The 26993-nt window shown below is 63.9% G+C and carries 27 protein-coding genes and 1 pseudogene; 12 read left to right on the top strand and 16 right to left on the bottom strand.

All coding sequences use genetic code 11. The features are described from left to right. Positions 1-4: 4 nt before the first annotated feature. Positions 5-1348: a metalloprotease PmbA gene (gene pmbA / locus I6L36_RS10865; RefSeq protein WP_109112262.1), complete on the top strand. Its 1344-nt coding sequence runs from the start codon at positions 5-7 to the stop codon at positions 1346-1348. A 74-nt stretch (positions 1349-1422) separates the two neighbouring features. On the opposite strand, the pseudogene I6L36_RS21960 reads toward pmbA, so the two are convergent. The 6 genes and pseudogenes from I6L36_RS21960 to hemC all read right to left on the bottom strand — a co-directional run. Continuing rightward, positions 1423-1817: pseudogene (locus tag I6L36_RS21960) on the bottom strand (DDE-type integrase/transposase/recombinase); the annotation flags it as partial. Further along, positions 1799-1933, bottom strand: a complete 135-nt coding sequence (locus I6L36_RS22175; protein ID WP_010672691.1) for a hypothetical protein — start codon at positions 1931-1933, stop codon at positions 1799-1801. The gene I6L36_RS22175 and the pseudogene I6L36_RS21960, both read right to left, overlap by 19 nt. A gap of 58 nt (positions 1934-1991) precedes the next feature. After that, complete coding sequence (locus I6L36_RS10860) at positions 1992-3155, bottom strand: heme biosynthesis HemY N-terminal domain-containing protein (protein WP_069785406.1); 1164 nt, start codon at positions 3153-3155, stop codon at positions 1992-1994. A 10-nt stretch (positions 3156-3165) separates the two neighbouring features. Continuing rightward, the gene (locus tag I6L36_RS10855) at positions 3166-4242 is read right to left on the bottom strand and encodes a uroporphyrinogen-III C-methyltransferase (protein ID WP_109112263.1); all 1077 of its coding nucleotides are present in this window, start codon (positions 4240-4242) and stop codon (positions 3166-3168) included. Next, positions 4239-4973: a uroporphyrinogen-III synthase gene (locus I6L36_RS10850; RefSeq protein WP_109112264.1), complete on the bottom strand. Its 735-nt coding sequence runs from the start codon at positions 4971-4973 to the stop codon at positions 4239-4241. Before I6L36_RS10850 ends, I6L36_RS10855 begins: the two co-directional genes overlap by 4 nt. Before the next feature lie 46 nt (positions 4974-5019). Beyond that, on the bottom strand, positions 5020-5949 hold the full coding sequence (hemC, locus tag I6L36_RS10845; RefSeq protein WP_216987139.1) for a hydroxymethylbilane synthase: 930 nt from the start codon (positions 5947-5949) through the stop codon (positions 5020-5022). A 322-nt stretch (positions 5950-6271) separates the two neighbouring features. On the opposite strand from hemC, the gene I6L36_RS10840 reads away from it, so the two are divergent. Then, on the top strand, positions 6272-8791 hold the full coding sequence (locus I6L36_RS10840; protein WP_109112266.1) for a class I adenylate cyclase: 2520 nt from the start codon (positions 6272-6274) through the stop codon (positions 8789-8791). 187 nt (positions 8792-8978) lie between these two features. On the opposite strand, the gene I6L36_RS10835 is transcribed toward I6L36_RS10840, so the two are convergent. Together I6L36_RS10835 and cyaY are read right to left on the bottom strand one after the other, a co-directional pair. Then, positions 8979-9632, bottom strand: a complete 654-nt coding sequence (locus I6L36_RS10835; protein ID WP_109112267.1) for an alpha/beta hydrolase — start codon at positions 9630-9632, stop codon at positions 8979-8981. After that, entirely contained in the window at positions 9629-9943 is a 315-nt protein-coding gene (gene cyaY, locus I6L36_RS10830; RefSeq protein WP_010672698.1) for an iron donor protein CyaY, read from the bottom strand. Before cyaY ends, I6L36_RS10835 begins: the two co-directional genes overlap by 4 nt. Before the next feature lie 73 nt (positions 9944-10016). On the opposite strand from cyaY, the gene I6L36_RS10825 reads away from it, so the two are divergent. The 7 genes from I6L36_RS10825 to I6L36_RS10795 all read left to right on the top strand — a co-directional run bounded on the left by I6L36_RS10825 (position 10017) and on the right by I6L36_RS10795 (position 15393). Next, positions 10017-10217 (top strand): lipoprotein, encoded by a 201-nt coding sequence (locus I6L36_RS10825; RefSeq protein ID WP_109112268.1) that lies wholly within the window; start codon positions 10017-10019, stop codon positions 10215-10217. Positions 10218-10237: 20 nt separating this feature from the next. Next, positions 10238-11488, top strand: coding sequence for a diaminopimelate decarboxylase (gene lysA / locus I6L36_RS10820; RefSeq protein ID WP_039039806.1), 1251 nt, complete (start codon positions 10238-10240; stop codon positions 11486-11488). 62 nt (positions 11489-11550) lie between these two features. Next, complete coding sequence (gene dapF, locus I6L36_RS10815; RefSeq protein ID WP_109112269.1) at positions 11551-12381, top strand: diaminopimelate epimerase; 831 nt, start codon at positions 11551-11553, stop codon at positions 12379-12381. A 79-nt stretch (positions 12382-12460) separates the two neighbouring features. Beyond that, positions 12461-13141 carry a DUF484 family protein gene (locus I6L36_RS10810; RefSeq protein ID WP_010672702.1) on the top strand — a complete coding sequence of 227 codons (681 nt, stop codon included), beginning with the start codon at positions 12461-12463 and terminating at the stop codon, positions 13139-13141. Further along, the gene (xerC, locus tag I6L36_RS10805; protein ID WP_109112270.1) at positions 13134-14111 is read left to right on the top strand and encodes a tyrosine recombinase XerC; all 978 of its coding nucleotides are present in this window, start codon (positions 13134-13136) and stop codon (positions 14109-14111) included. The genes I6L36_RS10810 and xerC overlap by 8 nt, the downstream gene beginning before the upstream one ends. 95 nt (positions 14112-14206) lie before the next feature. Beyond that, positions 14207-14917: an HAD-IA family hydrolase gene (locus tag I6L36_RS10800; RefSeq protein ID WP_109112271.1), complete on the top strand. Its 711-nt coding sequence runs from the start codon at positions 14207-14209 to the stop codon at positions 14915-14917. A gap of 71 nt (positions 14918-14988) precedes the next feature. Beyond that, positions 14989-15393: a hypothetical protein gene (locus tag I6L36_RS10795; RefSeq protein WP_010672705.1), complete on the top strand. Its 405-nt coding sequence runs from the start codon at positions 14989-14991 to the stop codon at positions 15391-15393. 151 nt (positions 15394-15544) lie between these two features. Here I6L36_RS10795 and I6L36_RS10790 read toward each other — a convergent pair whose 3' ends face one another. The 4 genes from I6L36_RS10790 to I6L36_RS10775 form a co-directional block, all read right to left on the bottom strand. Continuing rightward, entirely contained in the window at positions 15545-16315 is a 771-nt protein-coding gene (locus tag I6L36_RS10790) for a gamma-glutamyl-gamma-aminobutyrate hydrolase family protein (protein WP_104455156.1), read from the bottom strand. 363 nt (positions 16316-16678) lie between these two features. After that, positions 16679-17488, bottom strand: a complete 810-nt coding sequence (yidA, locus tag I6L36_RS10785; RefSeq protein ID WP_109112272.1) for a sugar-phosphatase — start codon at positions 17486-17488, stop codon at positions 16679-16681. A gap of 113 nt (positions 17489-17601) precedes the next feature. Next, complete coding sequence (locus tag I6L36_RS10780) at positions 17602-19266, bottom strand: FapA family protein (RefSeq protein WP_367142333.1); 1665 nt, start codon at positions 19264-19266, stop codon at positions 17602-17604. Positions 19267-19383: 117 nt separating this feature from the next. Beyond that, positions 19384-19623, bottom strand: a complete 240-nt coding sequence (locus I6L36_RS10775; RefSeq protein WP_043154044.1) for a hypothetical protein — start codon at positions 19621-19623, stop codon at positions 19384-19386. A gap of 37 nt (positions 19624-19660) precedes the next feature. Here I6L36_RS10775 and I6L36_RS10770 point away from each other — a divergent pair, with 37 nt between their 5' ends. After that, positions 19661-20176, top strand: coding sequence for a metal-dependent hydrolase (locus I6L36_RS10770; RefSeq protein WP_010672710.1), 516 nt, complete (start codon positions 19661-19663; stop codon positions 20174-20176). Here I6L36_RS10770 and I6L36_RS10765 read toward each other — a convergent pair. Both I6L36_RS10765 and I6L36_RS10760 read right to left on the bottom strand, forming a co-directional pair. Then, positions 20173-21348 (bottom strand): CinA family nicotinamide mononucleotide deamidase-related protein, encoded by a 1176-nt coding sequence (locus tag I6L36_RS10765; protein WP_216987125.1) that lies wholly within the window; start codon positions 21346-21348, stop codon positions 20173-20175. The two genes, I6L36_RS10770 and I6L36_RS10765, sit on opposite strands and share 4 nt — an antisense overlap. 58 nt (positions 21349-21406) lie before the next feature. After that, positions 21407-22645: a DUF3391 domain-containing protein gene (locus I6L36_RS10760; protein ID WP_162540567.1), complete on the bottom strand. Its 1239-nt coding sequence runs from the start codon at positions 22643-22645 to the stop codon at positions 21407-21409. 144 nt (positions 22646-22789) lie between these two features. Here I6L36_RS10760 and metA point away from each other — a divergent pair, with 144 nt between their 5' ends. Further along, entirely contained in the window at positions 22790-23737 is a 948-nt protein-coding gene (gene metA, locus I6L36_RS10755) for a homoserine O-succinyltransferase (RefSeq protein ID WP_010672713.1), read from the top strand. Positions 23738-23743: 6 nt separating this feature from the next. Here metA and I6L36_RS10750 read toward each other — a convergent pair whose 3' ends face one another. Next, a complete protein-coding gene (locus I6L36_RS10750; RefSeq protein WP_042864527.1) occupies positions 23744-24262 on the bottom strand; it encodes a tyrosine-protein phosphatase in 519 nt (172 codons plus the stop codon). Positions 24263-24411: 149 nt separating this feature from the next. Between I6L36_RS10750 and I6L36_RS10745 the strand changes: the two genes are divergently transcribed. Continuing rightward, the gene (locus I6L36_RS10745) at positions 24412-24882 is read left to right on the top strand and encodes an Lrp/AsnC family transcriptional regulator (protein ID WP_010672715.1); all 471 of its coding nucleotides are present in this window, start codon (positions 24412-24414) and stop codon (positions 24880-24882) included. A 55-nt stretch (positions 24883-24937) separates the two neighbouring features. Here I6L36_RS10745 and I6L36_RS10740 read toward each other — a convergent pair whose 3' ends face one another. Continuing rightward, positions 24938-26902, bottom strand: coding sequence for an LTA synthase family protein (locus I6L36_RS10740; protein WP_048208951.1), 1965 nt, complete (start codon positions 26900-26902; stop codon positions 24938-24940). Positions 26903-26993 lie beyond the last annotated feature (91 nt).

Genomic DNA, 26993 nt, shown 5'->3' with positions numbered 1-26993 from the left:
AGTTATGGACCAGCAAGATCAAATCCGCCAGGATCAATCCCATCTCGAGGCCGTGGTCGCCGAGGCCCTTGAGATAGCGAAAGGGCTGGGCGCCGGGCTTGCCGAAGTCTCCATCAGCAAACAGACCGGCCTCTCGGTGAACACCCGGGGCTGCGAGCTGGAAAGCATCGAATTCAACAAGGATGGCGCACTCGGCATCGCCGTCTATCGCGATGGTTGCAAGGGGTCCTCCTCCACCACGGATCTGACCAAGCCGGCCATTCGCGCCGCCGTGGAAGCGGCCATGGAGATCGCCCGCCACACCTCTCCCGATGACTGCGCCGGTCTTGCGGATGCGGATCTGCTGGCCTGGGATGCCCCGGACCTGCAACTGTGCCACCAAATCGAGCTGGATCCCCAGCGTGGCATCGCGCTGGCCATCGAGTGCGAGCGGCTGGCCCTGGGACGGGATGCCCGCATCAAGCACTCTGACGGAGCCAGTTTCTCCAGCCACCTGGGCGTCAAGGTTTATGGCAACAGCCACGGCTTCGTCAAAGGCTATGCTGCATCGCGCAACTCCCTGAGCTGCGTACTGATCGGCGAGCAGGATGGCGACATGCAGCGCGACTACGGCTACTCCTCCAGCCGCTCCCTGGACGGGCTGTGGAGCCCCCAGCGCATCGCTGACGAGGCGGTGGAGCGCACTGTTTCCCGCCTGGGGGCTCGCAAGATCAGCACCCGCCATGCCCCTGTGCTGTTCCACCCCGATACCGCTGCCGGTCTGTGGGGCCATCTGGTGATGGCCATCAGCGGGGGCAACCTCTATCGCAAGTCGAGCTTCCTGCTGGACAAACTGGGCAAGCAGATCCTGCCCGAGTGGCTCACCATCCAGGAGTTCCCCCACTTGCCGGGAGGACATGCCAGCACCCCGTTCGACGGGGAAGGGGTTCGCACCCGCGACATGGACATCATCCGCAACGGCGAGCTGATGAGCTGGCTGCTCACCTCCTACTCCGCCCGCAAACTGGGCCTGACCACCACGGGCCATGCCGGGGGTATCCATAACTGGCAGGTTTCCAATACCGGCCAGGACTTCCAGGGCATGCTCAAGGAGATGGGTACCGGCCTGCTGGTGACCGAGCTGATGGGGCAGGGGGTCAACATCGTCAATGGTGATTACTCCCGCGGCGCAGCCGGTTTCTGGGTTGAAAATGGCGAGATCCTCTATCCGGTGGAGGAGATCACCATTGCTGGCAATCTGGCCGACATGTTCAGCCATATCGTGGCGGTGGGTAGTGATGAGGATGAGCGTTCCAGCCTCAAGACCGGCTCCGTACTGGTCGAGCAGATGAAACTGGCGGGGCACTGATCCCCTCCGTCCGATCTGGACTATGGTGTCTAGTCCTGAGATAGGTCTACACATTTTCAGCTAGCTTTTAGCACTCAGAACCCCCGATGCGTCACATCAGGGGTTCTGTATTTCAATGCCTGATGCGGTTGCTCCAGGTTATAAGTATCCACTGCCTTTCGCACTTTTCCCCGCCTGCGCCAGCCTCTGCAGGCTTTGCAGCAGTGACTCTCTTTTCAAGATCTCAGTGCATTTTGGTGACAGTTATGAGTATCTGTCATCAAGCATTTGACCCCGTGTTGTTCATGCAATGACTGATACAACCCCGAACAATACTGCACCTGGTGGTCCGAATGATGAATAAGCTTTCCGTGGTCACGTTGTTGCTTCAGTGTTTTCTCGATCACCATCGACTCGGCATTCATCTCTTAGTTGCCACTATTTTGCGTGAGCAGGTGTCCGTCACCTAGCTCAGGTAGAGCGGCCCTGAGTGTCATAACGCGTCTGCGTCTGTTTATAGGTGAGCTTGCCTTCTTCAATCTGCTCGACCAGGGCCAGTTTAAAAATCAGAGTAATTGTATTGTGTTCGTTTACGCCCTGTCCCATCGAGATCTCCATCTATTCGGAGGAGAAGATGCAAACCATATTCAGGCAGATGCGCCGATCAGACGTCGGCCAGCTGCAATGCCTGGCGGTAGTACTCGTTGGCCTTGTTGGTCAGGCGGCGCTTGTCCATCACCTGGCCGAGGGCGTGGTAGAGGGCGGCATCCGGCGCCTTCGCCACTTCCTGCTCCAGCAGGCGCTGGGCGTCGTCCAGTTGGCCGGCCAGCAGGCAGACCCGGGCCAGCGCGGCTTCGGCGCCAGGCTGATCCTGGATCTTTCTGAGCAGGGTCAGCATGGGCTGGTAGTCGTCCAGTTTGAGCTTGGGCAGGCGGGCGAACAGCTCGGGGGAGGGATCCTTGCGCAGGGCCTCCAGCCAGAGATCGGCGGCTTCGGCATCGGCCCCCAATCGGCGCAGGCGATCCCCGTAACTGGCCAGCAACACGGGATCCTGGCGCTGTTTGCGGGGCAGTCCCTGCCAGACCGTGCGCAGGGTGTCGAGGGAGCCGCTGGCGGCCTCCAGACGACCGCACCACGCCTGGTGCAGCAGGGTCTCTTCCTGCTGGGCGGTCAGCTTGCCCACCTTGCGCAGGGCAGGGGCGAGATCGATGAGGGCCGCCCAGTCTTCACGGGCCAGATACACCTGACGCAGCTGATCCAGCACCATGGGGTGGCGCGGGTTGAGGGCATAGATGGACTCGAGGCGACCGAGGGCGCTGTCGTACTGGCCCTGCTCAATCTGCAACTGGGTCTGGATCAGGGTCAGTGCCAGCTCTGCCTTGGGGTTCTCTTCCTGAGCTTTCTGCAGGTAGTGATCCCGGCGCACGTCATCGCCCCGGGCCTGGGCCACCCGGGCGGCGCTCAGGTAGTTGAGCAGCGGGGTGTCGCTGTTGTCTGCGCCCTTGATGAGGAGCTTCTCGGCCTGGTTGTAGTGCCCCTCGGCCATGGCCAGGGTGGCATTGACGGTTTGCAGGTTGGCCTTGCGGCGGCGGCGGGAGCCGAACCAGCCCTGGGTCTTGCGGCGCAGGCCGAACAGGCGGGCCAGCACCCATTCCACGATGAGCAGGGCGCCGTAGAACAGCACCGCCAGGATCACCGCGCTGGTGACCGAGGATTCCACCGTGTAGTTGCCCAGCGAGATGAGCACATAACCCTTGTTGCCGGAGGCTTCGGGACCGAAGATGAGGCCCGCCACCATCACGGCGACTATGACGATCAGACGAATCATGGTCTCCTCCTCAGTTGCCGGCCAGGATGCGTTGCAGGCGTTCGGTCAGCACCTGTTCCAGCATGGTCTGGGTCTTGAACTGATCCGGGTAGTCAAACTGGATCTGCTCGCCTTTGAGCTTGTCGAGCTCGGACTGCATGTACTGGGTGGCGCTGTTGTCGGCATCGAAATACTGGGTCAGCCAGCGCTGGGCCTTCTCCAGGCTGTCGACATAGAGGGACTGCTGTTCACGATAGACGGCGAGCTGGGCCTGCAGCAGCTTGGTCTTGAGGTTCTCCCGCAGGAAGATCTCCTGCTGCGGGGAGAGCAGGGCTTCCACGGCGCCATCGCGGCGACGGATGGTGATGAAGTTTTCGGTGAACTTGACCCAGTTCTTCTTCAGGTTGCTCTGCCACTCGTCCGGGTTGGTGCTGACGGTCTGGTCGGGCTCGCTCTTGGCTTCCGGCATGCTAACGGTGGAGAGGGGCAGCAGCTCGATCTGGTCCGAGAGGGCGGCCAGCTTCAGGGTCAACCCTTCGCGATCGACTCGCGGCATCCCCTTGAGCTTGGCGATGTCTTCCGCCAGCGCCTTGCGGATGGGCATCAGGCTGGGGTCGTTGAGCGCCTTGATGCGCTCGTCGGCGTTGCCGAGCAATGTGATGGCGGAGACGATGTCGTGTTCGAGCCACAGCTTGCGGCCCGCCATGCGCACCAGGTATTCGGATTCGGCCAGCATCCAGTCGTTGGGGCGCTTGTCGTCCAGATCCAGCACCTTGGTCTGCAAGGCGTCCAGCGCCTCCTGCAACTGCTGCTGGCTCTTGCCGAGGGCACCGATCTGTTCGGCATCCTTGCTGCTGCCCTGATCAATCCTGGTCATGGCGCCGGCCAGTTGCTGCTTGAGGGCTACCAGTTCGGCCTGCTGGGCAACGGCGTTCTGGTGTCCGTGGACATAGAGACCACCGGCCAGCCCCAGGGCCAACAGGATGGCGATGCCGCCAAGCACGGTGCCAGAGCTGCCCTTCTTGCTCCCTGTCGTTCCGGGCGCGGGCTTGTTGTTGTCGGCCACGGCGGCCGCGGCACTCGGCTGGACTTCTTGCTGTTCAGTCATTCCATCTTCCTCAGTTCCAGGGCGGCCACCAGAGCCTGGTTGGATGCACCTTGGGCAATCACGATACGGGTAAAACCAGCCCCTTCTGCCATCTCGGCCACCCGGGGACTGGGCACCACCAGCAGGCGGTCATAAAGCCAGGGGTGCTGCGGGCCGGGCACCAGGGCCAGCAACCGCTGCAACAATTCGCCACTGGTGATGAGCAGGCTGTCGAGCCCGGCTGCCTGCCAGTGGCGGGTCAATGCGTCCCCGTCAAGATCGGGGTAGTGGCGATCGTAGGTGGCACAATAGTGCACCAGTGCGCCCCGTGAGGCCAGCGTCCGGGCGATGAGATCCCGCCCGTCGTTGCCGCGCAGGATCAGCACCCGGCGGCCACTCACCCCTTGCAGTGCCGGCAGGGCCAGCAGCCCTTCGCTGCGGGGATCGGCCGGGCACAGGGCCTGGATGCCCGCCTCGGCGAAGGCATCCGCACTCGCCTGGCCGACTGCAAAGTAATCAATATGTGGCCAGGTCTGACCAGTTTGCAACAGAAAATGATGTGCAAAATGAACGGCATGCATGCTGACGGCGATAACGAGGTCCGCCTCCCGCAGCATGTCACCCAGGTGAGGGAGGTCGCATCCCGGCCGGGTTTCCAGCAACGGACAGCAGAGCGGTGCGTGACCCAGCTGGTGCAGCATCTGCACCAGCTGGTTGGCCTGGGCGGCCGGGCGCACCACCAGGGGGACCATCAGGGGGCGCTCCGAGCAGATGACCGCGAACCTGGCTGTGCTGCACTCATGCCCGGTAGACCTCGGCCAGGATGACGTCGGCGCCGGCGGCCAGCAGGCGCTGGGCCAGGGTGTGGCCCAGTGCCTCGCCTTCTGCCAGGGGGCCGCGGATCTCGTCGCGAATGACGCGGCTGCCATCCGGGCTGCCCACCAGGCCGCGCAGCCATACCTCTTCTCCCTGTACCAGGGCATAGGCCCCGATAGGAACCTGACAGCCCCCTTGCAGGGCGCGGTTCATGGCGCGCTCGGTCAGCACCCGGATGCGGGTCTCGGGGTGTTCGAGCGGCGCCAGCAGGGCGTGCAGCTCGTGATCGTCGAGGCGGCATTCGATGCCGACCGCCCCCTGGCCGTTGGCGGGCAGGCTCTGCTCGGGCTCGATGAAGGCGGCGATACGATGGGCAATCTCCAGTCGTTTCAGGCCGGCGGCGGCCAGGATGATGGCGTCATAATCACCGGCATCCAGCTTGGCGAGGCGGGTGTTGACGTTGCCCCGCAGGTCGCGGATCACGAGATCAGGGCGCGCAGCGCGCAGCTGGCACTGACGGCGCAGGCTGGAGGTGCCGACCACGGCCCCTTGAGGCAGCTCGTCTATCTGGTTGAAATGGTTGGAAACAAAGGCATCACGCGGGTCTTCGCGCTCACAGATGGTGTGCAGGCCGAGTCCGTCGGGGAACTCCACAGGTACGTCTTTCATGGAGTGGACAGCGATGTCGGCACGCCCTTCCAGCATGGCAGTCTCCAGTTCCTTGACGAACAACCCCTTGCCGCCGACCTTGGCGAGGGGGGTGTCGAGGATCTTGTCACCCTGGGTGCTCATGGGCACCAGTTCGACCTGCAGATCCGGATGGAGTGCCTCCAGCCGATCTTTCACAAAATTGGCCTGCCACAGGGCCAGTGGGCTCTTTCGAGTGGCAATTCTCAGGGTTCGGGCTGCCATATCAATCAGTTGTTTCATCTTTTGAGAGGAAAACGATCTTACCACCCTTTGCTGGGGCTTTCATGGCGCAGCCCGCAAAAGCGGGGCCAAGCTCAAAAACGGGGGCTGAAAATTATTTTCATTCAGCCAATAATTGATTTTAAGTTATTGAAAACAAGCAATTTTATTGCTTTCCGCTGATACCGTTACGAACGGGGTCAGAAATAATCCGGTGATTGTGTGCGGGCTTGTTTACCACTGCTGTTTGCATTGTTAACATGATCACACTTTTTTGACGTCTCCCCGTTTTGGTGCGTCATTTCTCTTCCCCATAGGTAGGGCATTGCTGGTTAAACTCGACACGCTGGTGGCGCGCTACGACGAACTCAATCGTCTCAAGACGCAACGAGCGCTGGATCTCATGAGTCGCTACGGGCAGCAGGTTTTCCACTTGCTGCCTGTCATGCTGCACTTCAATCACCCCCTGTTGCCCGGTTATGTGGCAGGGGATGTGCCTCATGGTATCTGGAGTTTTGTCGCCAACGAGGCCCAGCAGGCCTTCATCCAGGATCTCTGCCAGAACGCCAACTGCCAGGGCGGTCTCAGTACCCACGACAAGTCCATTCAGGGCCTCTACTCCATGGGGAGCACCTCCTCCATCGGTCAGTGCTGCCACTCGGATCTCGACATCTGGGTCTGTCATGTGGCCGGTCTGTCGAGCGAGCGCCTCGCCCTGCTGGAACAGAAGTGCCAGCACCTCTCCATGTGGGCGGAGCAGCGGGGGGTCGATCTCAACTTCTTCCTGATCCCCGAAGACAAGTTCCGTCAGCGCAACGATGCCCAGATGCAGGGGGAGAGCTGCGGCAGCGCCCAGCACCTGCTGCTGCTCGACGAGTTCTACCGCAGCGCCATGCACATCGCCGGCAAGCGGCTGCTCTGGTATCTGGTGCCCAGCGAGTATGACGACCACTACGACGACTACGTCAACGGCCTGTTTGCCCACGGCAAGTTGAGCCAGGATGACTGGCTCGATCTCGGCGGCTTTGATCGCATTCCTGCCGAGGAGTATTTCGGCTCCGCCCTGTGGCAGCTCTACAAGGGGATCGACTCCCCCTACAAGGCGGTGCTCAAGTCGGTGCTGATGGAGGCCTACTCCCACGAGTATCCCAACACCCGGCTGCTGTCGGTGACCAGTCGCGACTGGTTCCAGCACAACGAGGGGATGCACTACCGCCTCGACAACTACTGCCTGATGCTGGACAAGGTGACCAACTACCTCAAGTCCATCGGCGACATGCAGCGCCTCGATCTGGTGCGTCGCTGCTTCTATCTGAAGGTGTGCGACGGGCTGAGCCATCCCAAGGAAGATCACTCCCCGGACTGGCGCCGGGAGCAGATGGCCCAGCTGGTGGCCTACTGGGGCTGGAGTCCGGAGCGCCTTTACCACCTTGATCACCGCCAGGAGTGGAAGGTGGAGGACGTCAAGGTGGCCTACGCCGAGTTGCTGGAGGCTCTGATGCAGAGCTACCGCAATCTCATCCAGTTCGCCCGGCGCAACAACATCAGCGAGTCCATCAACCCGGAAGACATCGGCATCCTGTCGCGCAAGCTCTATGCCGCATTCGAGAGCCTGCCGGGCAAGGTGCAGCGCATCAACCTCAAGATTGCGCCGGATCTCGGCGAGCCGGATCTCAGCCTGGTACAGGTACCCCACGGCCGCCTGAATCGCGCCGGCTGGTATCTCTACAAGCATTCCCTCGAACCCGCCGACATCATCGGCCGGGCGCCGCTCGAATATAACGGCTACATCAGCAAGCTGGTGGCCTGGGCCTATTTCAACGGCCTGCTGACGCCCCAGTCCCGGGTGCACCTGTTCAACCAGGGCTCGGATCTGCACATCGACAACCTGCATCAGTTCTGTCGCGATCTCTCCGGGACCTTCCCGGTCAAGTATCCCCGCGCGACCAACCTGGCCCTGAGCCGGCCGTGCGAGATCCGCCAGCTCTCCATCTTCCTGAACCTGGAGACGGACCCGTCCAGCCACTGGGTGGGGCAGGTGATCGAGTTCGATGCCAACGCCGCCGATGTCTTCTCGTTCGGTCGCAACCAGGAGTGTCTGGTGGGATCCGTGGATCTCGTCTATCGCAACTCCTGGAGCGAGATCCGCACCCTGCACTTCGAGGGGGAGGAAGCCGTGGTGGACGCCCTCACCACCATACTCGGCAAGATGCACCAAGATGCCGCGGCCCCCGAGATGATCGAGGTGTTCTGCTATAGCCAGCACTTCCGCTCCCTGGTGCGCACCCGCTTCCAGCAGCTTGTGGCTGAATGCATCGAGTTGCGTCTGGCCCGGGACAAGCAGCAGCTGGTCAAGACGCTGGCGCTTGGCAAGGAGAAGTACGGCATCTTCTTCGAGCGGCGCGGCGTGTCGGTGAAGAAGCTGGAGAACGCCATCGACTTCTACCGCCACATCTCCCACAACAAGCTGGATCACCTGCCGCTGCGCCTCGACAAGACTCACAGCCAGCACCTGCCCGGCATCGTCGACGCCTACGCCAGCGAAGGGCTGGTGCAGTTCTTCTTCGATACCCGGGATGCAGGCACCAACATCTATATCCTGGACGAGGCGAACCGGGTGGAGATCTACCAGCACTTCGCCGGCAACAAGGACGAACTGGTACAGGGGGTGAACCGGTTCTACACCTCGGGTCACGAGCGATTCAGCAATGCGGGTCAGTTCAGCAACTTCAACCTGCCCCAGTACTACGAAATCGTGCAGGTGGGTGACAAACTCGATGTGATCCCCTACCGCAGCCAGAGCCCGCAGCGGGACACCCCAGGAGCGGCGCGGGAAGTAGGATGATGCGCTGATAACAGCACCGGCAAGATGGCAAACGGCCTGCATGATGCAGGCCGTTGTCCTATCCGTGGTGCGGGAATCAGGCGTGGAGGGGGCGCAGCCAGTGGGGGGATGCCGTCGAGCATCGCCGTCAGGGATGAAAGCAAACGGCCTGCTGATGCAGGCCGTTGTCTTACCCGTTATCCGACAATCAGGCGCCGAGGCGGGCCAGCAACCAGCTGCGAATGTCGCCCAGCTGGGGGCGGCAGATCTCGTGGCGCATGGGGTATTCGTGCCACTCGGGGCTGAGTCCCGCCGCTTCCAGCCGGTTCTTGGCGTCCCAGCCCATGGAGAGGTTCACCACGTCGTCATAGATGCCGTGCATGTAGCAGATGGGCAGGGCGCGGGCCGCCTTGCTCATCTCGCCGGGCAGGGTGTTGGGCGCAGCCAGGTAGGTGGACATGCAGAGCAGGCCTGCCAGGGGCACCGGATGACGCAGGGCGGTGAAGGAGGCGATGACGCCCCCCTGGGAGAAGCCGGCCAGCACGATGCGCTCGGGGGCGAAACCCTCGGCCACCAACTGTTCGATCAGCGAGGCGATACGGGCCGCTGACTCCCTGACATGGGACTCCACGGCGCGATCCGCCGGATCCTCGAAGCTCTTGATGTCGTACCAGCCGCGCATCCGGTAGCCCATGTTGATGGTGATGGGGCGCTCGGGCGCATCGGGCAGCAGATGGCGGACGGGCAGGTCGGCGGGCAGGGCCAGCGCCTCCACCAGGGGGGCGAGGCCGGCGCCGGAGTCCCCCAGCCCGTGCAGCCAGATCACCGCATGGCGGGCACCTTCGGGATGCAGATCCGTCATGAGAAGACCACGGGCTCGCCGGCCTGGGTGGTGCAGGCCCGGGTCAGCAGGGCCTTGAGCTCGTCGCCGAAGCGGTTGTCGATCCAGCTGTCACCGCGCAGCTCGAAGTGGAAGCCGTTCTCCCGGGTGGCGACCCAGATCTGGTGCAGGGGCTCCTGCTTGTTGATGATGACCTTGGTCTTGTTCTCGAAGCTCAAGGTCAGCACCCCGCCGGCGCGTTCGCAGTCGATATCCGGATACCCCTCGTCGATGGTGTCTTCCACATACTGGAAAAAGGCGTCGGTCAGGGCGTGATACTCGTGATCCTTCATCGGTTTATCCTGTTGCTTTTAACAATGTGAGTGCGATTATAGAGGGCCAAAAATTTTTTCGCAGCGAACCATTATGATTACCCAGTTCACCAAGTGCCTGTTTGCCGCGTCGCTGTCGCTCGGGTTGGCCGCCTGTGGCCTGACGGGGCCGCTCTACATGCCGCCGGCCGAACAGCCCGCACCTGCAGAGCAGACACAGCCCATGACAGAGAGTACACCGCAAGCCGCCTCGCCTGCGACCGCTACACCGGCCTCAGAGGCCGCGCCGCAATAATCTAGGAAGGAACCGCCCCCTTGGATCACTTTAACTACGACGCAGACGGTCAGCTTCAGGCCGAACAGCTTCCCCTGCAACAGCTTGCCGACCAGTACGGCACTCCGCTCTATGTCTACTCCCGCGCCACCCTGGAACGCCACTGGCATGCCTTCGACCAGGCGGCTGGCGACATTCCCCACCTGATCTGCTATGCGGTCAAGGCCAACTCCAACCTGGCCCTGCTCAATCTGCTGGCACGCCTCGGTTCGGGCTTTGACATCGTCTCCGGCGGCGAGCTGTCCCGGGTGCTGGCGGCGGGCGGTGATCCGGCCAAGGTGGTCTTCTCCGGCGTCGCCAAGAGCGAAGCCGAGATGCGCCTTGCGCTGGAAAAAGAGATCCTCTGCTTCAACCTGGAGTCCGAAGCCGAGCTGGAGCGCCTGAACCGGGTCGCAGGCAGCATGGGCAAGAAGGCGCGGGTCTCGGTGCGGGTCAACCCGGACATCGACGCAGGCACGCACCCCTATATCTCCACCGGCCTCAAGCAGAACAAGTTCGGCATCCCCATCGAACAGGCGCCCGCCATCTACCGCAAGGCAGCGGCCATGGCCCACATCGAGATCAAGGGGGTGGATTGCCATATCGGCTCGCAACTCACTGAATTGAATCCCTTTATGGAGGCGGCGGACAAGCTGCTCAAGCTCATCGACGAGCTGGCGGCGGAAGGCATCCACATCCATCACCTGGACGTGGGCGGCGGTCTGGGGGTCAACTACGGCGCCGAGCAGCCGCCGCACCCCACCGAGTATGCCGAGGCGCTCAAGCAGAAGCTGGCGGGCCGGGATCTGACCCTCTTGTTCGAACCGGGCCGCGCCATCGTCGCCAACGCCGGTGTGCTGTTGACCCGGGTCGAGTTCCTCAAACCCGGCGAGACCCGCAACTTCGCCCTGATCGACGCCGGCATGAACGATCTGCTGCGCCCCTCCCTCTACGGCGCCTGGATGAACATCATCGAGGTGGACAGCCGGGCGACCCACGAGAAGGCACTCTATGACGTGGTGGGCCCGGTGTGCGAGACCGGCGACTTCCTCGGCAAGGAGCGTACCCTGGCGATTGCCGAGGGCTCCCTGCTGGCGGTGCGCTCCGCTGGCGCCTACGGCTTTACCATGTCCTCCAACTACAACACCCGACCCCGTGCGGCCGAGGTGCTGGTGGACGGTGACCAGGCGCACCTCATCCGTGAGCGGGAGCAGTTGGCGGATCTCTGGCGTGGCGAGCACCTGCTGCCGTGATGGATGGATTTTCAGCGTTCCTCCATGTGAGAGCGTGATTAACGGTGAGACAGGAACGCGCGATGTTGATTGAGTTTTCCAAAATGCACGGCCTCGGTAACGACTTCATGGTGGTGGATGGTGTCACCCAGAAGGTGTTCTTCAGCAACGACATCATCAAGAAGCTGGCGGATCGTCACTTCGGTATCGGCTTCGACCAGCTGTTGCTGGTGGAGCCGCCCTATGACCCCGAGCTCGACTTCCACTACCGCATCTTCAATGCCGATGGCAGCGAGGTGGAACAGTGCGGCAACGGGGCCCGTTGCTTCGCCCGTTTCGTGCGTCTCAAGGGGCTGGTCAACCGGGATCGCATCGCGGTCAGCACCGCTCGGGGCCGCATCACTCTGCAGCTGGAAGGGGAGAACCAGGTCACGGTCAACATGGGGGTGCCCCAGTTCGAGCCGGGCAAGATCCCGTTCCGTGCCCAGAAGGCGGAGAAGACGTATCTGCTGCGGGCCCAGGATCACACCGTGATGTGCGGCGCCGTCTCCATGGGCAACCCTCACTGCGTCATCGAGGTGCCCTCGGTGGCCGATGCGCCGGTGGAGACCCTGGGACCCATCATGGAGCGCCACGAGCGCTTCCCCGAACGGGTCAACGTCGGCTTCATGGAGATGGCCAACGCCAGCGAGATCAAGCTGCGGGTCTTCGAGCGCGGGGTGGGGGAGACCCTGGCCTGCGGGACCGGGGCCTGTGCGGCCGTGGTGATAGGCATCAGCCAGGGCAAGCTCAAGGAGCGGGTCACCGTCACCCTGCCGGGTGGCAAGCTGACCATCGCCTGGAAGGGACCGGGTCAGCCCGTCTACATGACGGGGCCGGCCGAGCACGTCTTTGACGGCCAGATAGAGTTGTAGACAAGGAGCGGGTGATCCCGCTCCATCAACGGATCATATCGGGGCCCTTGGCCCCTTTTTCGGATGGATCAACCAAGTTATGAGCGAACTCAAACGGCAGGAATCACTGGTGGATGAAGCCACAGTGCTGGAGTACCTGGCCCGTTATCCCGAGTTTTTCCTGCGTCACGGGGCCATGCTGGACAAGATCCGCATTCCCCATGCGCAAAAGGGCACCATCTCCCTGGTGGAGCGCCAGCTGGACAGACAGCGGGAGCGCATCGAGCAGCTGGAGCAGGAGATCACCGAACTGATGGGGGTCGCCAGCGAGAACGAGCGGATCTTCCGGGTCTATGCGGATCTCTACGGGGAGATCTACGGCTGCCAGACCCTGTTCGAGCTGAGCGCCGTGATGGGCAAGGCCTTCGTCCAGCGGCTGCGACTCACCGGCCTGCGGCTCTGGCTCAATCCCAGGCATTTCCAGCTGAGCGGCCCCGAGCAGCGTTTCCTGGCGCAGGGCAAACAGCTCGAACAACTGCTGGGGCAGCGCCTGCCCGGCACGGACTACTATTTCGGTCGCCTCAACCAGAGCGAGAAGCAGGCACTGTTTGGCAATGATGTGCTGGTCAACTCGGTGGCCCTGATGCGGCTCGGGGAGCTCGGCGTGCTGGCCTTCGCGAGCTCGGATCCCAGCCACTTCACCCCCCACAACGACACCCTGCTGCTGGGTCAGCTGGGGCGTCTGTTGCAGCTGCGTCTGCCCGAGCTGGCCCGTGGCTAAGGCAACGACCCGATCCCCTGCCAGGACGCCCCCTGCCGCCGACCCCCTGCCGGTCGCACTGGCGGGGGAGCTGAACGCCTTTATCGAATACCTGAGGGTCGAGCGCCAGCTCAGCCCCCACACCCGCAGCAACTATCAGGCCCACCTGGAAGCCATGACCGCCGAGCTGGTGAAGCTCGGGGTCGACGACTGGGCCCGGCTCGAGGCGAGCCAGGTGCGCAGTCTGGTGACCCGGATGCACAAGGGAGGGCTGGCGCCCCGTTCCCTTGCCACCAAGGTGTCGGCCCTGCGCAGCTTCTGCGACTGGCAGGTGCGCCAGGGGCGGCTCACCGCCAACCCGGCGCGTGGCATCGTCACCCCCAAGCAGGGGCGGCCCCTGCCCAAGAACCTGGACGTGGACGAGATGTACCAGCTGCTCAACATCACCGACGAGCAGGATCCGCTGGCGGTGCGGGATCGCGCCATCATGGAGCTGATGTACTCCTCCGGCCTGCGCCTTGCCGAGCTGGTGGGGCTCAACCTCGCGGACGTGAAGCTCGACGAGCGCCAGCTCAGGGTGATCGGCAAGGGCTCACGGGAGCGGGTGCTGCCCATCGGGCGGATGGCGGTGGAGTGGTTGCACAAGTGGCTCAAGGTACGCCCCCTGCTGGCCGGTGACGAGGGGGAGGCATTGTTCGTCTCCAAGCGCAGGCAGCGGCTCTCGGCCCGCTCGGTACAGGAGCGGCTCGACGGCTGGGGCAACAAGCAGGCTCTCAATGCCCACGTGCATCCCCACAAGCTGCGCCACAGCTTCGCCACCCACATGCTGGAATCCTCCGGCGACCTGCGGGCGGTGCAGGAGCTGCTGGGGCATGCGGATCTCTCCACCACCCAGATCTATACCCACCTCGACTTCCAGCATCTGGCCAAGGTATATGACAGTGCCCACCCGCGGGCGAAGCGAGATCCGGAAACGCCGGAGGATGAGTGATGTGGTGTGCGATCTGCGGGGATGACAATCTCCACGTCGCCCGGGTCAGGCGGGAGCCCGCAACGCCAGAGGATGAGGAGTAAAGAGGAACAGCCATGCAGTTTTACCGTCGCTGGCAGCCGGTGGCCGCCATCTCGTTCGATCTGGACGACACCCTCTATGACAACGGCCCCGCCATCGCGCGGGCGGAACAGTGGATGCTGGACCACCTGCGCAGCGAATACCTGGCTACCGCCATGCTGGACAAGCCGCGCTGGCTCGCGCTCAAGCGCCAGTTGCTGCTGGACCACCCGGCGCTTAGCCACGACGTCAGCCTGACGCGCCAGCGTGGCATTCGCGAGGCCCTGGTGCAGGGGGGCATGGAGCCCAGGCTGGCGGAGCAGCAGGCCCGGGCGGTGTTCACCGGCTTCATGGCCGAGCGCTCGAAGATAGAGGTGAGCGAGGCGACTCACGCCCTGCTGGCTCGTCTGGCGGCGCGCTACCCGCTGGCGGTGATCACCAACGGCAACCTGGATCTGGAGCAGGCAGGTCTGGCTGGCTACTTCACCCTGGTCTGCAAGGCGGGAGCGGGAGCCAGAATGAAACCGGCGCCCGACATGTTCGTGCAGGTGCAAGAGGCCCTGAGGCTGGCCCCCGGCCGCATCCTTCATGTGGGGGATCACCCGGTGACCGACGTGCTGGGGGCCAGGCTGCACGGCTTTCGGGCCGCCTGGCTCAACGAGAGCGGTCAGTCCTGGCAGTCGCTGTCGCTGCTGCCGGATGTGGAGCTGGGGCTGCTGCAGGATCTGGCCACCCTGCTGCTCTGAGCTGGGGATGAGGGACAGATTCCGTGATGTATATCTGGCAATAATAACAAGGGAGCAAGGGCGTGAAGGGAATGAAGGGTGTCATCTGGCTGGCGATCCCCGTGATGCTGGCGGGATGCGATCTGGTGCAAGACCGTTACCGGATGGAGTTCAGGGACGGATCCTGGCGGGAGATCGCCATCTCCCCGTTTTCCGACGAGGCGCGCTGGCGCGAGGGGTGTGCCACCGGCGAGATCCAGGTGGACATGACCCTGCCCCTGAAACGGGGCAAGGTGGTGAATGGCCGGGAGCAACTGCTCATCGGCGGCGAGCTGTTCGAGCTGGAGGATGCCCGTCTCTATCGCGGCAACGGCATGGTGCTCGGGCAGGCCCCGGACCATATCCAGCGGGGCCTCAAGGGGCTGGATGTCTGCCGAACCCTGCGCCCTGATCGCGGGGCCCTGCCCAAGCTCAAGGGCAAGGGATTTGGCGACTAGCACTTCTGCTGCTTGAACGGGCAGGAGGCGTCGCCGAAAGCAGTGGGCAGCTTGATGGCGTGGGGGGGTCACAGGCCCGTCACGTCGGATGCCTCTGGGTAGCCCCCGATGTACGAGGCCCTGCCCAGGCTCAAGGGCAAGGGGTCGGCGACTAGCCGACCTGCTGCCTGAACCGGCGACAGGCGTCGCCAAAGGCGGTGAAGAGCTTGATGGAGTGGGGGTTCTCGCTGGCCTTCCACTCCGGGTGCCACTGCACCGCCAGCAGGAAGGGGGAGAGGGCGGGAGCGTGGATCGCCTCGATCAGCCCGTCTTCGGCATGGGCCAGGGGGGCCAGCCCCTTGGCCAGCGTCTTGATCCCCTGCCCGTGGAGGGAGTTGACCGGAATCGACGGCTGCCCCATCAGCTCGGCCAGCCAGGTACCGGGCACCAGCTCGACCTGATGGCTCTCGCCATACTGCTCGTCCACCGGGTCATCCGCATCCTCCCGATGATCGTCATAACCCGGCTCGCAATAGACCTTCTGGTGAATGTCGCCTCCCAGGGCCACGTTGATCTCCTGCATGCCGCGGCAGATCCCGAGGATCGGCAGGCCACGGTCGAGGGCGGCGCGCACCAGGGGAATATCGAACAGATCCCTGTCCCTGTCCTGGGGCTTCTCCGGGGTGAGGTTCTCCTGGCCATAGAGGGCAGGATCGATGTTGGATCCGGCACCGCTCAGATAGACCCCGTCGGCGAGGTCCAGATACTGCTCCAGATCCTCGGTGCCACAGCAGGTGGGCACCAGCAGCGGCACGCAGCCGCTGATCTCCACCAGAGGCTTGATGTATTTGTGGGTCATGACCTGGTAGGCGTGGCCACTGCGGGCCTGGGCCCCCATGGTCATCAGCACGACGGGTTTGTTATGGGAACTGAGGTTGGGCATAGGTCACCTTGGCTATCCTTGGCGGTCTCATCCTGCGCCTTGGGAAGGCCCTTGCCGCCTCGGCTCGCAAGGGCATGCCTCAAGGCATGGTCGTGGGATCAGGGTCGCGCCAGAGTGCCAGAATCGTCGGTCAGCCTTGGCAACGACAGCCTGGATCCTGCTTCCAGTCTGCCAAGGCCGTTCAATATGTCAAACAAAATGATGCAATTATGTTAACCGTTGATGCCGGGATACGGCTCTTAGTCCTATTTAAAGGGGCTTGAGGGGGAATGCCTGGCGCGGCGAGCGATTTGATGGTGGATATATTAAACATCTGGCCGGGCGGCCGGATAGCAGAAGGGGCCCACAGGGCCCCTTGTCGACTCAGGCGTTCAGGATGAAACGTTCGATCACCTGGGCGACCCCGTCTTCATCGTTGCGCCCCGTGGTGTGCTGTGCCAGCGCCTTGATCTCGTCGGTGGCGTTGCCCATGGCGACCCCGAGTCCGGCGTAGGCGATCATGTGGTGATCGTTTCCCGCATCTCCCACCGCGATCACCTGGGAGGCATCCAGCCCCAGGTGCTCGGCCAGGGTGGCGACGCCGGTGCCCTTGTTGCTGCGCTTGTTCATGAACTCGAGGAAATAGGGTGCGCTGCGCACCACGGTATAGCGCTCGTGGAGCTCGGCGGGCAGCTGGGCGATGGCACGGGAGAGCAGGGGCTCTGGGTCAATCATCATCACCTTCATGATCTGCTCGTCGTCGGGCAGGGTGGCGAAGTCCACCAGGTTGATGGGTTGACCGATGAGGCGGGATTCGTGCTCGGTGTAGGGGCTGATCCTGGGGCTGATGAGCCCCTGGCGGACGGAGAAGCCGTGGATGTTCACCCCCAGCTCACAGGCCAGGTGGGCGATGGCACGGGCGTCGCTGCCGGTCAGCAACTGGCTGCGGATGATGCGTTGCTCGGACACCTGCTGCACCAGGGCGCCGTTGTAGCAGATGACGTAGTCATCCTGGCCGGTGAGGCCCAGCTCGGTCAGGGCGGCGGTCATGCCTTCCAGCGGGCGGCCGGAGGCCAGCACCACGGTCACGCCCCTGGCGCGGGCTGCCGCGATGGCGGCCTGGGTGCGGGGGGAGATTCGGCCCTCTGGGGTCAGCAGGGTGCCATCCATATCCAATGCGATCAGCTTGTACATCTTCTCACTACCTGAGTCTGGCCGGCCCGCCCGATGGGGCCATGGGGAGGCTGAGTGTAGCGAAAATCGCCGCCGGGATCACGCCGCCTGCCGAAGCGGGGGCACGTTGCCCCTCAGCGCTGGCCCTGGTAGGGGGTCAGTTGCAGTTGATCTTCCCGGATGGCGAAGTGGATGGGGCCGTGCTCGATGTCGACCCTGTTGTGGTGGTGGGCCATCTCCACCTCGACGCCGGGGAAGAGGCGCTGGGTGGCGATGATGTCCATGTTGGCCATGAGCGCCTGCAGCTCCCGCTGCGCCTCGGCGAGCTGCTCGTCCAGGCTCTTGCTCTCGTCGAACTGGCGGGTGCGCAGCGCCTTGATCTTCTGCAGGGTCTCGGGATTGCGCTTGTCACGGGGCAGTTGCAGCAGCCGCAGGATGAGATCCTGCAGCTTGTCTATCTGCTCGGCGCAGGTCTGTTTGCGCTGGCGCAGCGCCAGCTCCTGCTCCTTCTGGCTGAAATAGCCACCGAGGATCTGCAACCGGGTCCGGTTGGCCGCCGAGGCTCCGAGCACCGGTGCCATGATGAGCCGGTTGGCGATGTTGATGCCGCCGATGAGGTGCCCCTTGCGCATGGCGCTATCCCCCACCTTGAGATCCTGGCCGCTGCGGCAATAGCAGTGGCTGAGCTGGCTCAGGATATGGATGTCGCCATCGGCCTCCAGCCTGGCGTACTGGGCATAGCTGGCGTGGATCTCCCCTCCGGCGTTGAGGTGGCAGAGGTATTCGTCGTCCGCCAGCTTGCGCCCTATGATGCCGTTGCGCACCGTGATGGTGCCGCCGGATTCGATGTAGCCACCCTCGACGAAGCCGCCGATCACCACGTCCCCGCTGGTCTTGACGCGCATGCCGGGCATGACGTCCCCGGTGACCAGCAGCGATCCCTCGAACTCGACGTGGCCGTGGCGGATGTCGACCTGCTTGACGTTGAGCACCTCATCGACCCGCATCCCGGCACGCTCCTGACAGGGGAGCCCCGGGCGTGTCGCCAGCAGCAGGTCCGGATCCTCGGGGGAGAGGCAGGTGCCGTCACCCGGCGTCATGGCGCTCTCCTTGCCGTGGCGGGCGGTCAGGGTCTGGCCCGTCACGGTGAAGCCGTCGATGCCCTGGGTGGCGGGGTGCCTGCGCATCAGCAACGCCCCCGCCTTGACGGTGAGAAGGGGGCCGAGGTCGCGCATGTCCACCTTGCCGTGATCCCGCTCCTGGGGTTTGAGGATCCGCTCGGCTGCGGTCTCCACCAGCCGCTCCAGGCGGGTATCCAGGCCGTGCCTGGCGGCCTTGCCGAGGGCGATGACGGGATTGAGCTGGGCACCGGGGGCCGCCTCACCCGCCGCCTGGATGGCGGCGGCAAGCAGTCGCTCGCTCACCCCCTGCTTGACCGTGCTGGCCGCCAGGGCCTCCTGCAACTGGGCCAGGGTCAGGGGCTGGCCACCCCAATCCGCGGTGATCTGCGCCCTGGCGCTCATCTGGTCTTTGTCCACCTGGATGAGCAGCCTGGCATCCTGGCGCCGGGCAATGGGGACTGGCGGATGCGCGGGGGCATCCGGCTCTGCGATGAGGGCGTTGAGCAGGGTGACGGCTTCGCGGATCCCCTCGCCGAGGGGTTCGTAGCGCCGACAGTTGGAGAGTCGCAGCAGGGCCAGGACGTCGCTTTCCTGGATGGGCTCGGTGAGGCCCGGGGTGATGCACAGGCAGACATAGCTCATGTCGGCCGACAGCTGAAACCACGCTTTGCTTAACACCGGGCCCTCCTTCGTTGTCTCTGTCCGGTTTGCCCCATGCCGGGGCCTCTCCTTGCCGGCATCCAATGCCGCCGGGGCGGATCCAACGCGCAGTATTCGGGTATTTTTCCTTCCGGGTCAACGATCTGAATGCAAATGGGTGAGCCGGGTTGAGGAAATATCGGCTGACGGGAGAGGGGCAGAGCCGGCCATGCCATGGGCTCCATTGCAGTTTTTTAGCGCAATATGCTGACGTTTTATGCTTTCGCTATCCAGAGTGTCAACCACGTTGAAGGTGGCGATGCAAATCACCTTGCCAGGCAGGAAGAGAAGGATTTTAATCTGCCGCCGCCCCAGGGCGAGGACCCTGGTCGCCATCGATCAGCCCCTTTTTCTGTCCAACCGAACGAGCCCCATGACCGCCCAAGGCCACCTGCTGTTTTCCGTCACCTGCGTCCTGCTTGCCCACAAGGTCGAACTGACTCCGGCCCTGGCCGATGCCAGCCTGTGGCACATCGTCCCCATGGCCCTGGCGAGCGCCTTGCTGCCGGATCTCGATCACCCCCGTTCCCTGCTCGGGCGGCAACTGCCCTGGATCTCGGGGCCGCTCTCCCGGCTGTTCGGCCATCGCGGTTTCACCCACAGCCTGCTGGCGGTGGGGATGGGGGTCTGGGGGCTGGCCCAGGTGGAAGCCCCCTGGTTGCTGTCGGGGGCGGTGAAGGATGCCCTCATCGTGGGCTATCTCAGCCATCTGCTGGGGGACTGGCTCACCCCCATGGGCATTCCCCTGCTCTGGCCCTGGCGTCGGCGCTTTCGCCTGCCCGGCCTGCCCCTCAAGAGCGGCGGGGGTTACGAGAGGGCCTTCTGCCTGCTGACCCTGGCGCTCGCCGGGTACTGGGTCCATGGCGGTGCAGGCTTGGCTCACTTCTAGCCCCGGGCGCCCTCCTGGCACCTGGCCGTTCGGGCCAGGGTGAGGTAATCGGCGAGCACCGGCAGCCCCAGCAGGTGGCGGCGCAGCATGTCGAGGGCGGCGAAGGCGAGGATCCGGCGACCGCTCGCGGGATCCGGGTGGCTGACCCTGAGCGTCTGGCCGTGCAGTTGCCCGTCGGCGCAGAGCAGCAGCGGCACGCCGTCCGGCCCGGCACGGCCTATGGTGAGGCTCAGGGGGGCGGCGGGCACTGCCAGTTGAGTGAGGTCGTCGCTCAGGGTGTGGCTGAAGCCGGCGGTCAGGGCCGGGTGCCCGTGACACATGGCCAGCAGGGCGCCCCGGCTCTCCCCTTCCTGCAGGTGCAGCGACCGCTCCCCCAGCAGGGCCAGGATCTGGCTGGCAGGCGCCTCGTTGCCACGCCCCACCAGCCAGGGGGCGATGGCCGCAAGCAGCCGCGCCTCGGCGGCGTCCATGTCCGCCGTGCTGGCGCCGTGGCTAATAAGCTTCAGCTCGATGAGCGGCATGGAGGAGCGGTAGCCCAGCTCGATGCCGGCGGGCCAGGGCGCGGCATCCAACATGTCGCTGAGGGCTGACTCCGAGACGCCGAAGGTATAAAAACGGCGCAGTTCGGTGTCGGTCTGCTCGCCAGCCAGCGCCTTGAGGCGCGGCATGATCTGCTCGCGCACCATCTGCTTGAATTCGAACGGCACGCCCGGGGTGAAGAAGAGCCGGCTTGGGCCCTGGTGGCCTGTGTGGGTGACCACAAAGCCGCAGGCGGTGCCGACCGGGTTGTCGAGGATCTCGCACCCCTGCGGCAGCCAGGCCTGCTTGGCGTTGCTGGCGGGCATGGGCCTGCCGCGGTTGGCGTAACGCGCTTCGATGGTGGCGAGCCAGTCCGGGAACAGGGTGAGCGGCTGGTCGAAGGCTTCGGCTGCCGCCTGGGCGGTGAGATCATCGGCGGTGGGGCCGAGCCCGCCGCACACCAGTACCACCTCGGCGCGGCTGGCGCTCTCTGCCAGCACGGCCTTCAAGTCCTTGAGGTTGTCCCCCACGGTGACGCGGCGGCGCACCTGCCAGCCCTGCTCCAGCAACAGGGCGCTCAGCCAGGCGGCGTTGGTGTCCACCACCAGACCCGTCACTATCTCGTCTCCGGTGCTGATGATTTCGATGCGCATGGCGGGCTCCTCGGGGCTGACGGCTGGGCTGGGGGGGCCACCTGGGTGGCCGGGTCGATCAGGGCTTGGTGTGTTCGAAGTAGTAGCTGATGCGGGTGCGCGGGTTGAGGTACTCAAATACCGCCGGCGGCAGCCGTTTGGGATGGATCACCTTGGCGATGGAGAGCTCGGCCTGCTGCAGGTCGATGATGGCCGCCTCCTGGCGCGGGATGCGCGGATCGTACACCAGCACGGCGGGGTAGAGCAGGCGGGAGGCGTTGACCGACATCACCAGCCCCACCTGGCCGTTGGAGAGCTGCACCACGCTGCCCGGGGGATAGACCCCCATCAGCCGGATCAGCATGCCGAGGTAGTCCGGGTTGAACTGGGCCTTGCGCTGCTTGTAGAGGCCGCTCAGGGCCGAGTAGGGTACCTTGGCCTGCATGTGGCAGAGGTTATCGTACTCGTTGATCAGCGACACAATCTGGGTGAGCGGATCGAGCTGCCCCTTCTTGAGCCCCTCCGGCCCGCTGCCGTCCAGGTATTCGTGGTGGTGCAGCACGATTCCCTTCGCCTCGGCCGGGAAGTCCTTGGCCAGATTGAGCAGATCCAGCCCGTAGCGCGGGTGCTGGGCCATCAGGTTCTGCTCCGGCTTGGTGAGCGGCTCGGTCTTGCGCAGGATCTGGCTCGGGATCTTCAGCTTGCCGATGTCGTGGAACAGGGCTCCCATGCCGACCTGGCGGATCTCGTCGGCCGACATGTTGCACTCCTTGGCCAGCAGCATGCTGAGCACGCTGACGTTGAGGGAGTGGAAGTAGAGGTTGTTGCCGTCCTCGCTGTCGGAGACCAGGTGCAGCACCATCTCGTCCACCGACAGCAGCTGCTCGGTCATGGCGTTGATCAGCTCCTGCGCCTCGCCGATGGCATTGAGGGGGCGGGACTGGATCTTGCTCATCACGTTGCGCACCTGGGCCAGCGACTGCTGGAACTGCTTCTCGCACTGCTGAAGATCGCGGCGATACTGCTGCAGCTGCTCGATGCGGCGCTCCTTCTCCAGCTGCATCTCGGCCTGACGATGGGAGGTATCCGGCGCCTCTACCGGCTGGGCCTGGATCTGGTTCAGCGGTTTGGGCGGCGCATCGCTCTTGTCGGGAATGATGGTCACCAGCTTGAGGCCAAGGCGACGAATGAGCTCGATCTCCTCCTCGCTCTTGAGCTTGAAGCTGGAGAACAGAAACGGGTGCTCACGCCATCCCAAAGGCAGGGAGACATAATTGCCGACTTGCAGCCGTTCTACGGAGATCTTGATTCCTGTCATGGGGTTGGGCACGAGGGACACACTGAGCCGTATGCTAGTCAAAGGGCGGGGTGAATACAAAAGGTATCTGATGACAGCGGGAGCGCTTTATTATAGGCTTCTAGATGTCCAGACATATTTACCGATGCAGTACAGGGAGTCAGCATGCCGATCAAGATCCCGGACCAGTTGCCCGCCGCCGAAGTGCTGGGGCAGGAGAACATCTTCGTGATGACGGAATCCCGGGCCGTCACCCAGAACATCCGCCCGCTGCGGGTGCTCATCCTCAATCTGATGCCCAAGAAGATAGAAACCGAGATCCAGCTGATGCGGATGCTCTCCAACTCGCCCTTGCAGGTGGACGTGGATCTGTTGCGCATCGACGATCGGGAGTCGAAAAACACGCCCCAGGCGCACCTGGAGAACTTCTATCACGACTTCGAGCAGGTGAGAGGCAACAACTACGACGGCATGATCATCACGGGGGCGCCGCTCGGGCTGGTGGAGTTCGAGGAGGTGGTCTATTGGCCCCGCATCGTCGAGATCATCGAGTGGTCCCATCAGCATGTCACCTCCACCCTCTTCCTCTGCTGGGCGGTGCAGGCGGCGCTGAAAGCCTTGTACGGCATGGAGAAACAGACCCACGGCGAGAAGCTCTCCGGGGTCTATCGCCACCACCGCCTCGACGAGCACGAGGCGCTGCTGCGCGGCTTCGATGACGAATTCGTGGCGCCCCACTCCCGCTATGCGGCCTTCGACGGGGATCTCATCCGCGCCCACACCGATCTGCAGATCTTCGCCGAGTCGGAAGAGGCGGGCGTCTATCTGGCCGCCACCAAGGATTGTCGCCAGGTGTTCGTCACCGGCCATCCGGAATATGACGCCCTGACCCTGGATGGGGAATACCGGCGGGATCTGGCGGCCGGGCTCACCCCCGTCATTCCGGTCAACTATTACCCGAACAACGACCCAAGCCAGACCCCGCGCGCCACCTGGCGAAGCCACGGTCACCTGCTGTTTTCCAACTGGCTCAACTATTACGTCTACCAGTTGACCAGCTACAAGGTGGAAGACATCGGCAAGGTCTTTACCTACCAGCAGCCCAAGGGATAGAGCCCATCAGTCCGCTCCGGCCAGCCGCCGCCCACGGGTATCGAGCCAGTGGCGGTGGCAGGCCAGGGTGAAGGCCCGTGGCCGTCTGGCCCGGATGAGGGTCATGGCCTCCTGCTGGGGCAGCCCCTGGGTCATCAGCAGCAGGGCGGCCGCCAGCCCGGTACGCCCGCTTCCTCCGTGGCAGTGAATGGCAAGGTGCCGTCCCTCGCGTAGCAGGGCGAGCAGTCGGGGTTGCACCCCGGGCCAGGCCTGTTCGAAGGCGGCATCCGGTGCCTCGTCATCCGCAATGGGCAGATGGAACCAGCTCATGCCTCTGGCCTGCACCAGCTGCCCGAGAGAGAGGGGCCCGCACAGGGCCAGCTCCTCCACCGTCATCAGGGTCAGCACCCCGCCGGCACCGGCCAACTGCAACTGGGCAAGGGCGTGGGCCATGGGGACCTGCTGGCTGCCGGGGCAGGGGGTGAGCAGGAGCTGGCCGTCGAGCCGTGGAACGTCCAGGCTCCAGAAGGGATGGGCACTGAGCATGGGGGTCCTCGTGGTGGTCGGGATCAACGGGATCGGCATCCCGCGGGTGCGGCACAGCATAGAGGGGCCGGAGGCGATGTCAATCTGCGTTGTGTTCGGCCCGGTTTACGGGCAGAGTCTAAAAAAATCGAGCGATGCAAGGAGTAAAGATGAGAAACCTGGATCAACTGGACTTGGACATCCTGGCCCATCTGTTTCGCGATGCGGGCATGACCAACAAGGATTTGGCGGCCCTGGTCGGGGTGGCGCCGTCCACCTGTCTGGAGCGGGTGCGCAAGCTGCAGCAGGATGGCGTGCTCAAGGGGGCGCACTGCGAGGTGGATTACCAGGCCCTGGGCGGTCACATCCAGGCCATGGTCTCCCTGCAACTGGCCCGTCACAGCCGCCAGATCATCGATGCGTTTCGCGACGCCATCCTGGCCCTGCCCGAGGTGATCAGCCTGTTCCACATGGGCGGCAAGGACGATTTCCTGGTGCACCTGTGCGTCTCCGATACCGAACACCTGCGCAATTTCGTCTTCGATCACTTCACCTCCCGGGAAGAGGTGGTGCACCTCGAGACCTCCCTGGTGTTCGAGCACAGGTTCAGCCGCTCGCTCCCCTGCTTCCCCCACCCCTGATGGGGTGAGCCGCAAGAAAAAACCGCCCGAGGGCGGTTTTTTTGTGGGCGGTTCCTCAGTTGAGAGCCAGCCGGCTGTCCTGCGCCGTCCGGTAGAGCCCCTGCTGATAGGCCAGGCTGCCCCACAGGACCAGCCCCAGGGCGGCATCTTTCATGGCGCCTGGCTGCGGCGCCGGGGTGAGCGTTTCGGTCGCATCCTCGTAGATGAAGCCTTCCGGCGCCCGCTCGGGCTGCAGGATCACCACATCCTTGCCACGCATCAGGGCGAAGTTCTTGTCGTACTGCATGATGGCGCGTCCCGGCCAGTCGGCGGGCATGCGAGTGAGATCCTTGCCCAGCATGGGGTAGTCGGCACTGATGCCCATGAGGGAGAGCAGGGTCGGGGCCATGTCGATCTGGCTGACGATGCGGGGATCCTTTCTCGGTGCTATGCCGTCCCCCAGGATGACCCCCGGGATGTGGAAGCGGGGGATGGGCACCAGGCTGGCTCCCCCGACCCGGCTGTCGTGATCGGCGATGACCAGGAACAGGGTGTCCTGCCAGTAGTCCGATGCCCTGGCCTTCTTGAAGAACTCGCCGACGGCGTAGTCCGCGTACTTGGCGGCGTTGTTGCGGGTCTGCTTGGGCTGCTCGTACAGGGCGATGCGGTTGTCGGGGAATTCGAAGGGATCGTGGTTGCTGGAGCTGAACACCAGGCTGAAGAAGGGTTTGCCCTCCTTGTGCAGCGCCGCGAAGGTCTCGTTGGCCTTGGCCATCAGATCTTCATCCGAGGCGCCCCAGGATCCCTCGAACACCGGGTTCTTGAAGTCCTTCTGCTCGACGATGGTGGTGAAGCCGTTGCCGAGGAAGAAGCTGCGCATGTTGTCGAAGTGGCTCTCGCCGCCATAGATGAAGCTGGTGTCATAGCCTCGCTGCTTGAGCAGGTCGGCGATGGTGAAGAAGTTGGTCTGGCTCTTGCCGAGCTTGACCACGGCCTGGGCCGGGGTCGGCGTGAAGCCGGTGAGCACCGCCTCGATGCCGCGTACCGAACGGGTACCGGTGGCGTAGAGCTGCTCGAACGCCCAACCCTCTTTCGACAAGGCATCGATGTTCGGGGTGAGCGGCAGGCCGCCGAGGGAGCCGACGAACTGGGCCCCCAGGCTCTCCTGCAGCAGGATCACCAGGTTTTTGGGCTTGCCCTGGTAGCTGGCCGTGTTGAAGGTCTGGCTCGGCAGATCGGCAGAGGTGAAATCGCCGAGAGGACGGCCGCTCTCCTCGCGGACTATGTCGAGTACCTGATGGTCAGCCATCTTGCCGTAAAACTGGCTGGCGTCCTCCTCGGCCCCCATCTGCTTGATGGCAAAGAAGAGGGAGTAGGCGGAGTTGACGGTGAGGGCGTTGACCAGGGGATCGTCGGCAAAGGCCACCATGGCCGGATTCAGGGCGCGATGGCCGAGACTGGAGCGGGCGCCGAGAAAGCCGACGGCGAGGATCAGCAGGGCGAAGGCGGGGCGCCAGTACCAGCGGGGAAAGCTTAGGTCACGCACCAGGCGGCCGCTCAGCCACCAGCCACCGCCCAGCACGGCGCCGCTGAAGATCACGGCCAGCAGCAGCTCGCCCTTGCGGCCAGCCCACAGCATGGAGAGCACCTCCTTCGGATAGATGAGGTACTCCACATAGAGGCGGTTGGGGCGCACTCCGTATTCGGTGACGAAGGCGGGAGTGGAGATCTCGAGAAAGAGCATCAGCCAGAGCCCCAGGGTGAGCCAGATCCGGATCAGCTGCATCCAGAGCCGCCCCGGCGCGTGGGGCCCGGCCAGCAACTGGGTCAAGACGGCGGGTACGCCCCAGACCCAGCAGAGGGTGGCAACGTCGACGCGAATGCCTTGCAGCAGCATCTCCTGCCAGCCAGAGACGGCATCCACCCGTTCCAGTTGCCAGAGGCCCAGGCCAAGGCGGCTGACGGTCAGGGAGATGAGCGCGATCAATGAAAAGACGGCGATGGGCCAAACCGGTCCCAGCCATTGTTTGATGGTGGTCATATTGTTCCTGCAAACCTGTTTGCGCCCAGTCCCCGGACGCATTGTTGTTATGGTGCAGGAGTATGACAGTGGCGCCTGGCAAAGGTTGCAT

The organism is Aeromonas sp. FDAARGOS 1406, assembly GCF_019048565.1.
GTDB lineage: Bacteria > Pseudomonadota > Gammaproteobacteria > Enterobacterales > Aeromonadaceae > Aeromonas > Aeromonas caviae.
The sequence above is the reverse complement of the archived record's forward strand: the minus strand, read 5'-3'. Positions and strand labels throughout refer to the sequence as shown.

What these genes read in the sequence shown, in the direction of transcription:
- I6L36_RS10795 (WP_010672705.1), top strand. Translation starts at nt 14,989, where the DNA reads ATGAAGGGTGTCATCTGGCTGGCGATCCCCGTGATGCTGGCGGGATGC.
- I6L36_RS22175 (WP_010672691.1), bottom strand. Translation starts at nt 1,933, where the DNA reads ATGGGACAGGGCGTAAACGAACACAATACAATTACTCTGATTTTTAAA.
- I6L36_RS10750 (WP_042864527.1), bottom strand. Translation starts at nt 24,262, where the DNA reads ATGCTCAGTGCCCATCCCTTCTGGAGCCTGGACGTTCCACGGCTCGAC.
- I6L36_RS10760 (WP_162540567.1), bottom strand. Translation starts at nt 22,645, where the DNA reads ATGACAGGAATCAAGATCTCCGTAGAACGGCTGCAAGTCGGCAATTAT.
- hemC (WP_216987139.1), bottom strand. Translation starts at nt 5,949, where the DNA reads ATGGCAGCCCGAACCCTGAGAATTGCCACTCGAAAGAGCCCACTGGCC.
- cyaY (WP_010672698.1), bottom strand. Translation starts at nt 9,943, where the DNA reads ATGAAGGATCACGAGTATCACGCCCTGACCGACGCCTTTTTCCAGTAT.
- I6L36_RS10860 (WP_069785406.1), bottom strand. Translation starts at nt 3,155, where the DNA reads ATGATTCGTCTGATCGTCATAGTCGCCGTGATGGTGGCGGGCCTCATC.
- I6L36_RS10765 (WP_216987125.1), bottom strand. Translation starts at nt 21,348, where the DNA reads ATGCGCATCGAAATCATCAGCACCGGAGACGAGATAGTGACGGGTCTG.
- I6L36_RS10770 (WP_010672710.1), top strand. Translation starts at nt 19,661, where the DNA reads ATGACCGCCCAAGGCCACCTGCTGTTTTCCGTCACCTGCGTCCTGCTT.
- pmbA (WP_109112262.1), top strand. Translation starts at nt 5, where the DNA reads ATGGACCAGCAAGATCAAATCCGCCAGGATCAATCCCATCTCGAGGCC.
- I6L36_RS10855 (WP_109112263.1), bottom strand. Translation starts at nt 4,242, where the DNA reads ATGACTGAACAGCAAGAAGTCCAGCCGAGTGCCGCGGCCGCCGTGGCC.
- metA (WP_010672713.1), top strand. Translation starts at nt 22,790, where the DNA reads ATGCCGATCAAGATCCCGGACCAGTTGCCCGCCGCCGAAGTGCTGGGG.
- I6L36_RS10775 (WP_043154044.1), bottom strand. Translation starts at nt 19,623, where the DNA reads ATGGCGACCAGGGTCCTCGCCCTGGGGCGGCGGCAGATTAAAATCCTT.
- I6L36_RS10745 (WP_010672715.1), top strand. Translation starts at nt 24,412, where the DNA reads ATGAGAAACCTGGATCAACTGGACTTGGACATCCTGGCCCATCTGTTT.
- I6L36_RS10810 (WP_010672702.1), top strand. Translation starts at nt 12,461, where the DNA reads ATGAGCGAACTCAAACGGCAGGAATCACTGGTGGATGAAGCCACAGTG.
- yidA (WP_109112272.1), bottom strand. Translation starts at nt 17,488, where the DNA reads ATGTACAAGCTGATCGCATTGGATATGGATGGCACCCTGCTGACCCCA.
- I6L36_RS10790 (WP_104455156.1), bottom strand. Translation starts at nt 16,315, where the DNA reads ATGCCCAACCTCAGTTCCCATAACAAACCCGTCGTGCTGATGACCATG.
- I6L36_RS10800 (WP_109112271.1), top strand. Translation starts at nt 14,207, where the DNA reads ATGCAGTTTTACCGTCGCTGGCAGCCGGTGGCCGCCATCTCGTTCGAT.
- dapF (WP_109112269.1), top strand. Translation starts at nt 11,551, where the DNA reads ATGTTGATTGAGTTTTCCAAAATGCACGGCCTCGGTAACGACTTCATG.
- I6L36_RS10850 (WP_109112264.1), bottom strand. Translation starts at nt 4,973, where the DNA reads ATGGTCCCCCTGGTGGTGCGCCCGGCCGCCCAGGCCAACCAGCTGGTG.
- I6L36_RS10835 (WP_109112267.1), bottom strand. Translation starts at nt 9,632, where the DNA reads ATGACGGATCTGCATCCCGAAGGTGCCCGCCATGCGGTGATCTGGCTG.
- I6L36_RS10825 (WP_109112268.1), top strand. Translation starts at nt 10,017, where the DNA reads ATGATTACCCAGTTCACCAAGTGCCTGTTTGCCGCGTCGCTGTCGCTC.
- I6L36_RS10740 (WP_048208951.1), bottom strand. Translation starts at nt 26,902, where the DNA reads ATGACCACCATCAAACAATGGCTGGGACCGGTTTGGCCCATCGCCGTC.